The sequence below is a fragment of the Aliiroseovarius subalbicans genome (genome assembly GCF_022678625.1).
GTDB lineage: Bacteria > Pseudomonadota > Alphaproteobacteria > Rhodobacterales > Rhodobacteraceae > Aliiroseovarius_A > Aliiroseovarius_A subalbicans.
Genome location: NZ_JALBYQ010000008.1, coordinates 15,912 through 29,029 on the forward strand (window position 1 = coordinate 15,912; position 13,118 = coordinate 29,029).

General features: G+C 61.7%; 15 protein-coding genes. 11 read left to right on the forward strand and 4 right to left on the reverse strand.

The genetic code is table 11. The features are described 5' to 3' along the window. The first annotated feature begins 27 nt into the window (after positions 1 to 27). From MN188_RS17015 to MN188_RS17065, 11 genes are all read left to right on the forward strand, one after another. Entirely contained in the window at positions 28 to 1,335 is a 1,308-nt protein-coding gene (locus MN188_RS17015; RefSeq protein ID WP_242110514.1) for a replication-associated recombination protein A, read from the forward strand. Positions 1,336 to 1,419: 84 nt separating this feature from the next. After that, on the forward strand, positions 1,420 to 1,869 hold the full coding sequence (locus tag MN188_RS17020) for a cytochrome c (protein WP_242110515.1): 450 nt from the start codon (positions 1,420 to 1,422) through the stop codon (positions 1,867 to 1,869). 3 nt (positions 1,870 to 1,872) lie between these two features. After that, the gene (locus MN188_RS17025) at positions 1,873 to 2,475 is read left to right on the forward strand and encodes a cytochrome b/b6 domain-containing protein (RefSeq protein WP_242110516.1); all 603 of its coding nucleotides are present in this window, start codon (positions 1,873 to 1,875) and stop codon (positions 2,473 to 2,475) included. A gap of 31 nt (positions 2,476 to 2,506) precedes the next feature. Further along, positions 2,507 to 2,884 (forward strand): fluoride efflux transporter CrcB, encoded by a 378-nt coding sequence (gene crcB / locus MN188_RS17030; RefSeq protein ID WP_242110517.1) that lies wholly within the window; start codon positions 2,507 to 2,509, stop codon positions 2,882 to 2,884. Next, complete coding sequence (locus MN188_RS17035; RefSeq protein ID WP_242110518.1) at positions 2,881 to 3,930, forward strand: RluA family pseudouridine synthase; 1,050 nt, start codon at positions 2,881 to 2,883, stop codon at positions 3,928 to 3,930. Before crcB ends, MN188_RS17035 begins: the two co-directional genes overlap by 4 nt. Further along, a complete protein-coding gene (locus tag MN188_RS17040) occupies positions 3,927 to 4,610 on the forward strand; it encodes an HAD-IA family hydrolase (protein ID WP_242110520.1) in 684 nt (227 codons plus the stop codon). The genes MN188_RS17035 and MN188_RS17040 overlap by 4 nt, the downstream gene beginning before the upstream one ends. Then, entirely contained in the window at positions 4,607 to 5,311 is a 705-nt protein-coding gene (locus MN188_RS17045; protein WP_242110522.1) for an ATP12 family chaperone protein, read from the forward strand. Before MN188_RS17040 ends, MN188_RS17045 begins: the two co-directional genes overlap by 4 nt. A 217-nt stretch (positions 5,312 to 5,528) precedes the next feature. Beyond that, positions 5,529 to 6,548, forward strand: coding sequence for an amino acid ABC transporter substrate-binding protein (locus MN188_RS17050; RefSeq protein WP_242110523.1), 1,020 nt, complete (start codon positions 5,529 to 5,531; stop codon positions 6,546 to 6,548). Between the two features lie 115 nt (positions 6,549 to 6,663). Next, the gene (locus MN188_RS17055) at positions 6,664 to 7,932 is read left to right on the forward strand and encodes an amino acid ABC transporter permease (RefSeq protein WP_242110525.1); all 1,269 of its coding nucleotides are present in this window, start codon (positions 6,664 to 6,666) and stop codon (positions 7,930 to 7,932) included. A gap of 1 nt (position 7,933) precedes the next feature. Beyond that, complete coding sequence (locus MN188_RS17060; RefSeq protein ID WP_242110527.1) at positions 7,934 to 9,427, forward strand: amino acid ABC transporter permease; 1,494 nt, start codon at positions 7,934 to 7,936, stop codon at positions 9,425 to 9,427. A gap of 12 nt (positions 9,428 to 9,439) precedes the next feature. Then, a complete protein-coding gene (locus tag MN188_RS17065) occupies positions 9,440 to 10,225 on the forward strand; it encodes an amino acid ABC transporter ATP-binding protein (protein WP_275116264.1) in 786 nt (261 codons plus the stop codon). 56 nt (positions 10,226 to 10,281) lie between these two features. Here the strand turns inward: MN188_RS17065 and MN188_RS17070 are convergent, their stop codons facing one another. Genes MN188_RS17070 through argB form a run of 4 tightly spaced genes read right to left on the reverse strand, consistent with a single transcriptional unit; the run spans position 10,282 to position 13,107 of the window. Continuing rightward, the gene (locus MN188_RS17070; protein WP_242110529.1) at positions 10,282 to 10,785 is read right to left on the reverse strand and encodes a SixA phosphatase family protein; all 504 of its coding nucleotides are present in this window, start codon (positions 10,783 to 10,785) and stop codon (positions 10,282 to 10,284) included. Beyond that, the gene (locus MN188_RS17075) at positions 10,782 to 11,399 is read right to left on the reverse strand and encodes a ferredoxin (protein WP_242110531.1); all 618 of its coding nucleotides are present in this window, start codon (positions 11,397 to 11,399) and stop codon (positions 10,782 to 10,784) included. Before MN188_RS17075 ends, MN188_RS17070 begins: the two co-directional genes overlap by 4 nt. Beyond that, the gene (locus tag MN188_RS17080; RefSeq protein ID WP_242110532.1) at positions 11,399 to 12,193 is read right to left on the reverse strand and encodes a sterol desaturase family protein; all 795 of its coding nucleotides are present in this window, start codon (positions 12,191 to 12,193) and stop codon (positions 11,399 to 11,401) included. Before MN188_RS17080 ends, MN188_RS17075 begins: the two co-directional genes overlap by 1 nt. A gap of 53 nt (positions 12,194 to 12,246) precedes the next feature. Next, positions 12,247 to 13,107, reverse strand: coding sequence for an acetylglutamate kinase (gene argB, locus MN188_RS17085; RefSeq protein WP_242110571.1), 861 nt, complete (start codon positions 13,105 to 13,107; stop codon positions 12,247 to 12,249). Positions 13,108 to 13,118 lie beyond the last annotated feature (11 nt).

Genomic DNA, 13,118 nt, shown 5'->3' on the forward strand with positions numbered 1-13,118 from the left:
GCGCGCGCGCGGGCGTAGGGTCAGGCCATGGCTGACCTGTTCGACTCTGACCCCACCTCCAAGACTGAAGGCCCCCGCCCCCTGGCGGACCGATTGCGGCCGAAATCATTGGACGAGGTGATTGGTCAGGAGCAGGTTCTGGGCCCCGACGCGCCGCTGGGCACGATGCTGGCGGCGGGCAGTTTGGGATCCCTGATTCTGTGGGGGCCTCCTGGTGTGGGCAAGACCACCATCGCGCGGCTTCTGGCCGATGAAACCGACCTGCATTTCATCCAGATCAGCGCGATTTTCACCGGGGTGCCCGAGCTGCGCAAGGTGTTCGAAGCCGCCAAGCATCGGCGGGCGAACGGGCAGGGCACGTTGCTGTTCGTCGACGAGATTCACCGGTTCAACAAGGCGCAGCAGGACGGGTTCTTGCCGCATATGGAGGACGGCACGATCCTTCTGGTCGGCGCCACCACTGAGAACCCGTCGTTTGAGTTGAACGCCGCTGTTCTAAGTCGAGCACAGGTTCTTGTCCTGACCCGGCTGTCGCTGGCAGATCTTGAACGTTTGGCGCAACGGGCCGAACAGGAGTTGGGCGCGCCGCTGCCCCTGACAGGCCAGGCACGCGAGGCGCTGTTGGAAATGGCCGATGGCGACGGGCGCGCGCTGTTGAACCTGATCGAACAAGTCACCGCCTGGAAGGTCGACGGCAAACTGGACCCCGAAGCGCTGGGCACGCGCCTGATGCGACGCGCGGCGGTCTATGACAAGTCAGGGGACGAGCATTACAACCTGATTTCCGCCCTGCACAAATCCATTCGCGGTTCGGACCCGGACGCGGCGCTTTATTGGTTCGCCCGGATGCTGGGCGGCGGCGAAGATCCGCGGTTTCTGGCCCGCCGCCTGACGCGCATGGCGGTCGAGGACATCGGCCTGGCCGACCCGCAGGCGCAATCCATATGCTTGCAGGCCTGGCAGAGCTATGAGCGTCTGGGCAGCCCGGAAGGGGAGCTGGCCTTGGCGCAGGCGGTCACCTACCTGGCGCTGGCGCCGAAATCCAACGCGACCTATGTCGCCTATAAGGCGGCGGTCGCGGCGGCGAAAAAGACCGGAAGCGCGCCGCCACCCAAACACATCCTGAACGCCCCCACGCGGCTGATGGAGGAGCAGGGATATGGCGACGGCTATGCCTATGACCACGACGCGCCGGACGGCTTCTCCGGCCAGAATTATTTCCCGGATGAGATGAAACGTGGCGTTTTTTACATTCCGGTCGAACGTGGTTTCGAGCGAGAGTTGAAAAAACGCACAGACTATTTCGCAAAATTGCGCAAAAGTCGAACTTCCTGAATTTCGCCTTCTGGTGGTAGGCTGGCCGCAGGTCCGCGCGTTTTCACCATGCGGGCCCCAACGTGTACAACCCAGGAGTTTCCCATGCGTTTCGCCATTCTTGCCGCCGCCCTTGCCATTCCCACCGCAACCTTTGCCGCCGATCCCGCCGCTGACGCGATTGCCGCACGCCAGGGCTATTTCAAGCTTGTTGGCGCCAATATGGGCGTGCTTGCGGGCATGGCGCAGGGCAAGATGGACTATGACGCCGCCAAGGCACAGAAGGCCGCTGATAACATGGCTGTGCTGGCGTCCTATGACCTCAGCCACACGTTGTTGCCCGACACCACCGCCGAAGCGATGGGCGACAAGACGCGCCTGAAACAGGTCGCGTTCGACGACCTGGAGGGCTTTGTCGCCGCCTATACCAAGTTTGCCGCTGCTGCGGGTGCGATGCAGGCCGTGGCCGGTGCTGGTCAGGGCGAGCTGGGCGGCGCAATGGGCGCATTGGGCGGGTCGTGCAAAGGCTGTCACGACGAATACCGGACCAAGTAAGCGATGCGGGACCAGCTGCCGGACGGCGTCGAATGGCGCCGCGTGTGGGACATTGCCCTGCGCCTGTTTCACTGGGCGCTGGTCGTCTGCGTCGTCACCGCCTGGGGGCTGGGCCGGTTCGGCCCGGCCATCATGACGCTGCATTTTTACGCCGGTTACGCGGTGATTGGCCTGTTGGCGTTTCGCATCCTGTGGGGGCTGGTCGGACCCGCCCCAGCGCGCTTTGGCCACTTTCTGTTCGGGCCAAGCGCCACGCTTGCCTATCTCAAGCGCCTGCCCAAACGCGTGCCCAGCTTTTGGCCGGGCCACAACCCGGTGGGTGCGCTGTCGGTCTTTGGCCTTCTGGCAATCCTGATCCTTCAGGTCGCAACCGGGTTGGTGTCAGACCCCGAGGATTTCATCAATGTCGGTCCCCTGGCCGATCAGGTCAGCAGCCAAACCAATCGCCTGGCAACGACGTGGCACTATCGCGGTTCGCTGATCATCCTGGCGCTGGTTGCCCTTCATCTGGCGGCGATCCTGTTTTACCGAATCTGGAAGCGCGAAGATCTTGTGCGCCCAATGATCACCGGCTGGAAAGCGGTGCGAAAAGACCGCGACGCTTGACAACAGTCGCCGGGCGCATCAGTCAGGCGCCATGTTTACAGCCCTTCTGCAAGTAGCCCTTGGCGGCGCGCTTGGCGCATCAGCCCGGTATCTGACCGGCATCGCGATCACGCGCGCGGTCGGGCATGGCTTCCCGGTCGCGATCATGGTCACGAACGTGCTGGGGTCGTTTCTGATGGGTGTGCTGGTCGTGGTCTTGGCGAAGAAGGGCGGCACAGCCTATGCGCCGCTTCTGATGACTGGTCTTTTGGGCGGGTTCACGACGTTCTCGGCCTTTTCTCTCGACGCGCTTACGCTGTTCGAACGCGGCCAGGTGACCGCTGCGGCGGGCTATGTCCTGGGCTCAGTTGTCTTTTCTCTAATCGCAATCGTTTTGGGCGTGTGGATCGCACGTATGGTGTTGGCATGAGCGGTGTTCAGTTACTGACCGTAGGCAAGGATGACGGCGAACAGCGGCTGGACCGCTGGGTGCGCCGCCAGTTTCCGCATGTAAGCCAGGGGCGCATCGAAAAGGGCTGCCGCAAGGGCGAGTTCCGCGTTGACGGCGAAAAGGTGAAACCGTCGACCCGGGTCGGCCCCGGCATGGAAATCCGCCTGCCGCCGCTGCCCGAACCGGGCGAGATCACCGCGCTGCCGCGTGACCCTTCGCCGATCTCCAAGGCGGACGCGCAGATGATCCGTGATTGCGTGATCTACAAGGATGATTTCATCATCGCGCTGAACAAGCCGCCGGGCCTGCCGACGCAAGGGGGATCGAAACAGACCAAACATGTGGACGGGCTGGCCGAGGCGTTGAAGTTCGACCGGGACGAAAAACCGCGCCTGGTGCACCGGCTGGACAAGGACACCTCGGGTGTTTTGCTGCTCGCGCGCACCCACGGCATGGCCGCCGCGCTGACCGCCGCAATGCGTCACAAGCAGACGCGCAAGATCTATTGGGCCGTGGTCGCCGGCGTGCCCACGCCCTATCTGGGCGAAATTCGCTATGGCCTGGTGAAGGCGGGCGGACATGGCCCCCGCGGCGAGGGTGAGAGGATGATCTGTGTGCATCCGCGCGACATGAACCAGACCGAAGGCGCGAAACGCGCGCATACGCTTTACTCGGCGCTTTACCGCGTGGCCGGCCGCGCGACCTGGGTCGCGTTGGAGCCGATTACCGGCCGCACCCACCAGCTGCGCGCGCATATGGCCGAGATCGGCCACCCGATTGTGGGCGACGGAAAATACGGTGGCTCCGGTCAGGATAACATGGGTGACGGCTGGGGTGCGAAGCTGGGCGGGATCATCTCGAACAAGCTTCACCTGCATGCTCGCTCGATGAGTTTCCGCCATCCGGATACGGGCAAGGACGTGACCATCACCGCGCCGTTGCCCGAACACATGGCGCGCACGTTTGAGACTTTCGGCTGGACCGAGGATCTGGCCGCTGCCGACCCGTTCGAGGCGCTTAAATGACCGACTTGAAGCTTGCGGTCTTCGACGTGGACGGCACCCTGATCGACAGTCAGGATTTCATCGTTGAGGCGATGCTGCGGGCGTTCGGCCATATGGGCGTCGATCTGCCAGCGCGCGCGGATGTTCTGTCGATCACCGGTCTGTCGTTGCCGATCGCCATCGCACGTTTGATGCCGACGCTGTCCAAGGGCGAGGTCGCCGCGGCCGCTGACGCCTACAAAACTGCCTTCATCGCGCTGCGCGCCGAAAAGGGGGGCGAGGCCGCGTCGCCGATGTATCCCGGCGCGCGCGACGCGCTTGTATCGCTCAGCCAGCGGGACGAGGTGCTGATGGGCGTGGCAACGGGCAAGGCAAAGCGCGGGTTGGATCACGCCTGTGCGGCGCATGACCTGGACGGGTTCTTCATCACCCGCCAGACCGCAGACACCCACCCGTCGAAACCGCACCCGTCGATGCTTTTGGCGACGCTGGCGGACACCGGTGCCGAGGCGGCGCATGCGGTGATGATCGGCGACACGACCTATGACATCGACATGGGCCGCGCAGCGGGCTTTCGTACCATCGGAGTCAGCTGGGGCTATCACCCGGCGGCCGATCTGGTCGCAGCGGGGGCAGACATCGTGGTCGATACATTCGCGGGGCTGATCCCGGCGCTGGATGAACTTTGGGGGCAGGCATGAACGCTTCTGCGAAACGGTTTTGGAAACAAACGAGCGCGGTGAACACCGATGAGGGATGGGCGGTGCATCTGGATGCACGCCCGGTGCGCACACCGGCGAAATCTGCCTTGATCCTGCCGACGAAGGCGATGGCCCGTGCCATCGCGGTCGAATGGGACGCGCAGGAGGAAAAGGTCGATCCGACCACGATGCCTCTGACCCGGGCCGCAAATGCGGCGATCGACAAGGTCGCGCATCAGCACGCTGAAGTGGCCGACATGCTGGCCGCCTATGGCGATAGCGATCTGCTGTGTTATCGCGCCACCCATCCACAAGGCCTGGTTGACCGACAGATCGCGATCTGGGACCCGGTTCTTGACTGGGCGGCAGAGGCGCTGGAGGCACGGTTGATCCCGGTCACGGGCGTGATGCACGCGCCCCAGGATTCGGCCGCGCTTGCCCCGCTTTCGACCCGGGTGCACGCCTTCACCCCGTTCCAACTGGCGGCCTTTCATGACCTGGTCAGCATTTCCGGCTCGCTCATCCTGGGATTCGCAGTCACCGAAGGTCACAAATCGGTGTCTGAGGCCTGGGACATCTCGCGAGTTGACGAAAACTGGCAGGAAGAGCAATGGGGCGAGGACGACGAAGCCAGCGCGCTAGCGGCCGTTAAAAAACAGGCCCTTGAGGATGCCGGTCGCTTTTTCCGCCTTTGCGAATAGAGGCTTGGCTTCAACCAGGGCGTTAGCGCATGACAACGGGCGCCCCTTTCCCCGGCGTCACCCATCTGAATTTTCCATGTAACCCTTGACGAATTCTTATGAATCCGCCCAAACTCTTGCACGCTGAGGGGGGACCACTCCCCCTTTTCAAGTTCACACCGGCCAACGAGTCGGAAGACGCGTCCCGTATGGGCGCACCTATCAGGAAGAGGTAAACATGAAAAAAACCGTATTTCTTGGCGCACTGACTGTCGCCGGCCTTGCTGCTGGCGCTTCGGCTGCTGCCACGCTTGACGACGTTAAAGCACGCGGCAAGCTGAACTGCGGCGTCACGACCGGTCTGGTGGGCTTTGCTGCCCCCGACGCGAACGGTCACTGGGATGGCTTCGATGTCGGCGTCTGCCGCGCTGTTGCCGCTGCTGTTCTGGGCGACGCAGAAGCTGTGGAATTCGTGCCGACCACCGGCAAAACCCGCTTCACCGCACTGGCGTCGGGTGAAATCGATGTTCTGGCCCGCAACACCACCTGGACCTTGTCGCGTGACGTTGACCTGAAGTTCACCTTCGTTGGCGTCAACTACTACGACGGTCAGGGCTTTATGGTTCCCAAGGGTCTGGGCGTCAGCTCGGCCAAGGAACTGGACGGCGCCACCGTTTGCATCCAGACCGGCACCACCACCGAGCTCAACCTGGCCGACTTCTTCCGTGCCAACAATATGAGCTATGAGCCGGTTCCGATCGAAACCAACGCTGAAGCGCAACAGCAGTACCTTGCTGGTGCCTGTGACGTGTACACCACCGACGCCTCGGGTCTGGCCGCTACGCGCGCCTCGTTCGAAGCGCCTGCGGATCACATTCTGCTGCCCGAAATCATCTCGAAAGAGCCGCTGGGCCCGCTGGTCCGTCACGGCGACAACGAGTGGGGCGACATCGTGCGCTGGTCGCTGAACGCGCTGATCTCGGCTGAAGAGCTGGGTGTCACCTCGGCGAACATCGGTGAAATGGCTGCGGCCGCCGGCGACAACCCGGAAATCAACCGTATCCTCGGCACCGAAGGCAACCTGGGCGAAATGCTTGGCCTGGACGCTGGCTGGGCGAAAGCCGCGATCATGGCGGGTGGTAACTACGGCGAACTGTTCGAAAAGAACATCGGCGAAAACACCCCGATCGGCCTGTCGCGCGGTCTGAACGCTCAATGGAAAGATGGCGGCCTGATCTACTCGCCGCCGTTCCGCTAAGACACTTTGGGAAAGGGCGCGGTCAATCCGCGCCCTTTTCACATTCAACGACAGAGCCCTGGATGGCAGCTGAAACAGCGCCGTTATGTAAGCCAGGGACAACGGGGACCTTTTCATGACAACCACGACCGACCCACATCCGGAGTCGTTCCGTCTGTCGATGTTGATTTACGACAGCCGCTACCGTTCCATGACCATTCAGATCGTCGCCTTGATCGGCTTCCTACTGCTGATCGGCTGGCTGATTTCGAACACCGCACAAAACCTGATTACCTTGGGCAAAGAGCCCAGCTTCGGCTTTATGACCGAGCCTGCGGGCTATGACATCAACCAGCGCCTGTTGGACTACAATTCCCAGGATTCGCACCTGCGTGCCGCCCTGATCGGGCTCTTGAACACGCTTTTGGTGGCCGTCATGGGTTGCATCGCGGCCACGATCATCGGTGTGGTCGTCGGCGTTCTGCGCCTGTCCAACAACTGGATCGTGTCACGCCTGATGGCGGTCTACGTCGAAGGGTTCCGCAATGTGCCGGTCCTTTTGTGGATCGTGTTTGGCATGGCGATCCTGATCGAAACACTACCGCCGCCCAAGGCCTTCCGGGGTGAAAATCCCGAAGCGTCAATGCTACTGGGCGACAGTGTTGCGCTGACGAACCGGGGCTTTTATGTGCCCGAGCCGCTGTTCTCCCGCGGGTTGGGGGACGTCCATTTGCTGGGCAATTCTTCCCTGCGCTTTGATGTCAGTCTTGATCTGATCGCAGTTGGCGCGGTGTTCTTGGCCAGTATCCTGATTTCGGGCCTGATCGGCCGTCGGGCCAACGCCATTCAGAACGCCACGGGGGACCGCCCGACCGTCTGGTTCTGGCGCTTGGGTGTGGTGGTTTTGCCCACCGTACTGGTGCTGTGGATCCTAGGCTTTTATCTTGGATACCCCGAACTCAAAGGCTTCAACTTCAAGGGCGGGACGTATATGCGCAACTCGCTCATCGCATTGTGGGCGGCGCTGTCGCTTTACACCGCAGCCTTCATCGCCGAGATCGTGCGCGCCGGTATCCTTGCCGTGTCTAAAGGGCAGACCGAAGCGGCCAACGCATTGGGCTTGCGCCCGCGCCGGACCATGTCGCTGGTCATCCTGCCTCAGGCGTTGCGGGTGATCATCCCGCCACTGATCTCGAATTACCTCAACCTGACCAAGAACAGCTCACTTGCCATCGCGGTGGGCTACATGGATATCACGGGCACGCTGGGCGGCATCACGTTGAACCAGACCGGGCGCGAGCTGGAAACCCTGCTCATGCTGATGCTCGTCTACCTCATCATCTCGCTGACGATTTCCGGTGTGATGAACTGGTACAACGAATCCGTGAAGCTGAAGGAGCGCTGAGATGACTGATTTTTCTTATGTCCGCTCTGAAATGTTGGATGAAAAGGCGCCGCCGTCGTCCAGCACAGGGCTCGTTGGTTGGGCACGGCAAAACCTGTTCAACGGTGTTGCGAACTCGGTTCTGACCGTGCTGTCGCTGATTGTGATCTACTTCATTCTGGCCGCGATCCTGCCTTGGATCTTTGTGCCGACCTGGAACGGAACGTCGCTGCAAAACTGCCGCGAGATCCTGACAGCCGCCGGTTCGGTCGGCGAACACGGGGCGTCCGGGGCCTGTTGGGGCGTGATCAACGAACGTTGGCAGCAGCTTTTGTTCGGGTTCTACCCGGATGCCGAGCGTTGGCGCCCGATCCTGGCCTTTGCGCTTTTGTTCGTGGCGGTGATCCCGGTCCTGTTCAACATGATTTCGCGTCGGATGAACTGGGTGCTGCTTCTGGCCGTGCTGGGTGTGGGTATCATGACCCGTGGCGGTGCCGTCGCGCTTGTTATCGGCGTCGCCTTCCTGGCCGCGGCGGTATACGTCGCGTTCAAGATGTTCGGCACCTCCAAGGGCGATCGCGCATTGGAGATTGCGGAGGGCGCAAAACGTTTGCCCAACCCGCTGATCTTCTCGGCGATCTTTCCGTTCATCGCACCCTGGCTGTTGTGGGGCGGGTCTGTGTGGGTGCCAATTGGCGCCGCGCTGGGCTTCCTCATCGGCTATGGTGTTTACCGAGCCTTTGTCGGTGCAATCGGAAGCCTGGGTGCCCTCATCTTGGCCGTCATCGTACCGATCGTCTGGTGGCTGTTCCTGGTTGGCAGCTTTTCCAGCCTCATGGATAGTATCCTTCCTTTCGGTCTGGAAGCGGTCGAAAGCCGCAAGTTCGGGGGCTTCATGCTGTCGATCACCATCGGCGTCGTTGCCATTGCCTGTTCGCTGCCCATTGGCATCGTGCTTGCGCTGGGGCGGCAGTCGGACCTGATGATCGTCAAGGCGCTGTGCGTCGGCTTCATCGAGTTCATTCGCGGTGTGCCGTTGATCACTCTGTTGTTCGTGGCCTCAACGCTTCTGAACATCTTCCTGCCACCGGGGACGAATTTCGACATTATCCTGCGGGTGCTGATCATGGTGACCCTGTTCGCCTCGGCCTATATGGCCGAAGTGATCCGGGGTGGCCTGGCAGCCCTTCCCACAGGGCAGTATGAGGCGGCGGATGCGCTGGGTCTGGACTATTGGAAGGCGCAGCGGCTGATCATCATGCCGCAGGCGCTGAAAATCTCGATCCCGGGTATCGTGTCGACCTTCATCGGCGTGTTCAAGGACACGGTGTTGGTGTCGATCATCGCCCTTCTGGACCCGCTGGGTCTGAACAACGCCATCCGCGCGGACGCGAACTGGAACGGCATCGTGTGGGAGCTGTACGGCTTCATCGCGTTGATCTTCTTCGTCTTCTGCTTTTCCATGTCCCGCTACTCGATGTATCTGGAGCGCAAGTTGCGCACCGATCACCGCTAAAGGAGTGATCTGATGTCTTCAGTTCAATTTGACCAACACGCAGATCGCAGCCACATGTCCGTATCGGACGAGGTCGCGATCGAAATCACCGGCATGAACAAATGGTACGGATCGTTCCATGTGCTGCGTGACATCAACCTGACTGTGAACCAGGGCGAACGGATCGTGATTTGTGGCCCGTCCGGGTCCGGAAAATCCACCCTGATCCGCTGCATCAACCGTCTGGAAGAGCACCAGGAAGGGTCGATCATCGTGGACGGGACCGAGCTTAGCTCGGACCTGAAAAACGTCGACAAGGTGCGGTCCGAGGTTGGCATGGTGTTCCAGCACTTCAACCTGTTCCCGCACCTGACCATCTTGGAAAACTGCACGCTGGCACCGATCTGGGTGCGCAAGACGCCTCGCAAGGAAGCGGAAGAACTGGCGATGCATTACCTTGAAAAGGTGAAGATCCCCGAGCAGGCCAACAAGTATCCCGGCCAGCTTTCGGGTGGTCAGCAACAGCGTGTGGCCATCGCGCGGTCGCTGTGCATGCAGCCGCGCATCATGCTGTTCGACGAACCCACCTCGGCGCTTGACCCCGAGATGATCAAGGAAGTTCTGGAAACCATGATCAGCCTTGCGGAAGAAGGCATGACCATGCTCTGCGTGACCCACGAAATGGGTTTTGCGAAAGAGGTCGCCAATCGCGTGATCTTCATGGATGCAGGTCAGATCGTCGAGCAGAACGAACCGAATGAGTTCTTCGACAATCCGAAGTCCGAGCGGACCCAGCTGTTCCTCAGCCAGATCCTGTAAACCGGATGGCATTAATGACGACGGGCGCCCAATGGGCGCCCGTTTCGCATGTGGTCTTAGATAAGATCGCGTGGCACGACAAAGTCCACCGCCTGCCCTTTGCCCCAGCCCACGTCGGACCAGTCGCTCACCGGGAAATCGATTACCGTTGTCGCGCAAGTCGGATAGTGCTGGAATCGGCCATGATCGGGCGGCGTCGCCACCAGCCCCTGCGCCATATAGGCCGATCCGGGGTTGTGCGCGATCATCATCACGACGTCTGATTGCGCACGCTGAAGCGCGGCCAGCATCTGGTCCGGTTCCGCCAGATACAAAGCATCCAGATAGGCCGCCTTGGGCGGGTGCAGCAGTTTGTCACTGATCTTTGCCCAGGTTTCGCGCGTGCGTACGGCCGAGGAGCACAGGACCTCTTGCGGCCCATACCCGCCACGCGCCAGCCATTTGCCAACCGCCTTTGCCGAAGCGCGCCCACGCTTGTTCAGCGGGCGGTCCTTGTCGGCAAGCAGCGGGTCATCCCATGTCGACTTGGCATGGCGGGTCAGGATCAGGCGCAGGGTCATGTTTGGTGAAAAGCCTTCATGTGGAATTCGGATTGAACGGGCAACCTGCCATAACTCGCGCTAAGGGGGCAAGCCCTGCGTGCAACACAGCCTTGGGTCAGGCAATTTTGTCCTTCCGACGTATCAAGATGCGCGTGGCACGTTGCAACGTCATAGCCTCGGGGCGACAGGGCGTCCACGGGGCAGGCGGTGCGGCAGGGCGTGTCTGCGCAATCCGTGCACGGTATGCCGCCCGTTTCAAGCAAGTTCATCACCCCGGCAAGACGCACCGCCCCGCGGTAAGATACCATCAGCCCGGCGCGGTCATGCACCAGCATGCCAACCGGTGACGACCAGGCCCGGCCGGAGGCCTGTGCCCATGCCAGAAAGGGCGGATAGGGTGGCCCGTCCGAGGGAAACACCGCCATCCCGCCCCAGGCAGCCGCCAGCGCGCCGATCACCCGTTTGGACCAACGGTCCAGAGGGTCGGGGGCATCATCCAGATATTCCGGCGAGGCGCTGAACTCTGCCCAAAAGCCGGGTTCGTGCGGTCCAAGCAGAACAATCGTGTCGCCCGCGTCGTGCAGGATACCAAAGACCTCCAATTGCGCGCTTTCCGGCGTTGGATCCAGCATTATTCGTCCCGAAATGGCAGCATCAGGCTCCACCCCAACTTGGCCGGCCGGTCGTCCTGCCATTGCAGGCCAATGGTCATACCGTCGTGCCCATCTTCGGGTTGTGCGATATAGGTGCCGAACATGCGATCCCAGATCGAAAGCGCGAAGCCATAATTGCTGTCGGCTTCATGCCTGTGCACCGAATGATGCACCCGGTGCATATCGGGCGTGACCAGCACCAACCGCAGCACCCGGTCCAGCGCCAGCGGAAGCCGCATGTTGGCGTGGTTGAACATGGCCGAGCCGTTCAGCACGATCTCGAACAGGATCACCCCCAGGGCGGGCGCGCCGATCAGATAGACGACCCCGATCTTGATCAACATGCTCGCGGCGATCTCGACCGGGTGAAACCGCAGCGCGGTGGTCACGTCGATGTCCCGATCCGCGTGATGTACCCGGTGCAAGCGCCACAGGGTGGGCACCTTGTGAAACACCATGTGCTGAAACCAGATCGCGAAATCCAGGATCAGCATCGCGGCCAGAACACTGGCCCACATCGGAAGCGACAGCAGGTTCAACACGCCCCACCCGTGCGCGCTTGCGTCCAGCGCAGCGCCGACGGCCAGGAACGGCAACACGACGGCCATCAGCCGCGTGGTCAGGCTGTCCAGCACGATGATTGCCAGATTGGTCACCCAGCGCGTGGCGCGAGGCTGCGCGCGCGCGCGGCGCGGAACCAGCGCCTCGATCCCGGCAAAAAGCGCGAACAGGCCCAGAAAGGCGATAAGTCGGATCAGGGGTTCGTTTTCCATGACGCCGAGTCTACTCGGAGGCGGGGCAGGTGCAACGCACGAAAACGCGACCTTTACGCGCGGATCAGGGACCCGGCACCGTGGTCGGTGTACAGCTCCAACAGGCAGGCATTGGGCGCGCGTCCGTCCAGAATGACGACCGCCCGCACCCCACCGTCAATCGCGGCCAGCGCGGTTTCGGTTTTCGGGATCATGCCGCCCGCGATCACGCCGCTTTCGGTCAGTTCGCGGATGCGGCCTGCGGTAAGCTCGGTCAGCACCTCACCCGCGGCATTTTTCACGCCTGCAACATCGGTAAGCAACAGCAGACGGTCGGCTTTCAACGCAGCTGCAATCGCGCCCGCAGCGGTGTCACCGTTCACGTTGAAGGTTTCCCCATTTCGGCCCGAACCCAAGGGGGCGATGACCGGGATCGTTTCGGCATCGAACAGGGTGCGCAACACGGACGCGTCCATGTCGCTGGGCGTTCCGACGAAACCCAAATCGGGGTTTGTCTGGTCACAAATCATCAGGTTGGCATCCTTGCCCGACAGGCCCACGGCTTTGCCGCCCTCGGCATTGATGGCTTGCACGATGCGCTTGTTCACCCGACCCGACAGAACCATTTCGACAACCTCGACCGTGGCGGCATCGGTCACGCGTTTGCCGTCAACGAACTCGCTTTCGATGTTCAGCTTGTCCAGCATCGCGTTGATCATCGGTCCGCCGCCGTGCACCACGACCGGGTTCACCCCAACCTGGCGCATCAGAACGATGTCACGGGCAAAGCTTGCCATTTCCTCATCGTCGCCCATGGCGTTGCCGCCAAACTTGATGACGACCGTCGCGCCGTCATAGCGCTGCAGATACGGCAGGGCTTGGGAAAGGGTTCGGGCGGTGGCGATCCAGTCGCGGTTCATCTCTTGCGTCTTCATGGTCCGTTTGT

Bases quoted from the DNA above. Each gene is read 5' to 3' on its own strand.
- MN188_RS17060 (WP_242110527.1), top strand. From the start codon at position 7,934: ATGACTGATTTTTCTTATGTCCGCTCTGAAATGTTGGATGAAAAGGCG.
- MN188_RS17025 (WP_242110516.1), top strand. From the start codon at position 1,873: ATGCGGGACCAGCTGCCGGACGGCGTCGAATGGCGCCGCGTGTGGGAC.
- MN188_RS17020 (WP_242110515.1), top strand. From the start codon at position 1,420: ATGCGTTTCGCCATTCTTGCCGCCGCCCTTGCCATTCCCACCGCAACC.
- MN188_RS17075 (WP_242110531.1), bottom strand. From the start codon at position 11,399: ATGCTGGATCCAACGCCGGAAAGCGCGCAATTGGAGGTCTTTGGTATC.
- MN188_RS17035 (WP_242110518.1), top strand. From the start codon at position 2,881: ATGAGCGGTGTTCAGTTACTGACCGTAGGCAAGGATGACGGCGAACAG.
- MN188_RS17080 (WP_242110532.1), bottom strand. From the start codon at position 12,193: ATGGAAAACGAACCCCTGATCCGACTTATCGCCTTTCTGGGCCTGTTC.
- MN188_RS17070 (WP_242110529.1), bottom strand. From the start codon at position 10,785: ATGACCCTGCGCCTGATCCTGACCCGCCATGCCAAGTCGACATGGGAT.
- argB (WP_242110571.1), bottom strand. From the start codon at position 13,107: ATGAAGACGCAAGAGATGAACCGCGACTGGATCGCCACCGCCCGAACC.
- MN188_RS17055 (WP_242110525.1), top strand. From the start codon at position 6,664: ATGACAACCACGACCGACCCACATCCGGAGTCGTTCCGTCTGTCGATG.
- MN188_RS17045 (WP_242110522.1), top strand. From the start codon at position 4,607: ATGAACGCTTCTGCGAAACGGTTTTGGAAACAAACGAGCGCGGTGAAC.
- MN188_RS17065 (WP_275116264.1), top strand. From the start codon at position 9,440: ATGTCTTCAGTTCAATTTGACCAACACGCAGATCGCAGCCACATGTCC.
- MN188_RS17040 (WP_242110520.1), top strand. From the start codon at position 3,927: ATGACCGACTTGAAGCTTGCGGTCTTCGACGTGGACGGCACCCTGATC.
- MN188_RS17015 (WP_242110514.1), top strand. From the start codon at position 28: ATGGCTGACCTGTTCGACTCTGACCCCACCTCCAAGACTGAAGGCCCC.
- crcB (WP_242110517.1), top strand. From the start codon at position 2,507: ATGTTTACAGCCCTTCTGCAAGTAGCCCTTGGCGGCGCGCTTGGCGCA.
- MN188_RS17050 (WP_242110523.1), top strand. From the start codon at position 5,529: ATGAAAAAAACCGTATTTCTTGGCGCACTGACTGTCGCCGGCCTTGCT.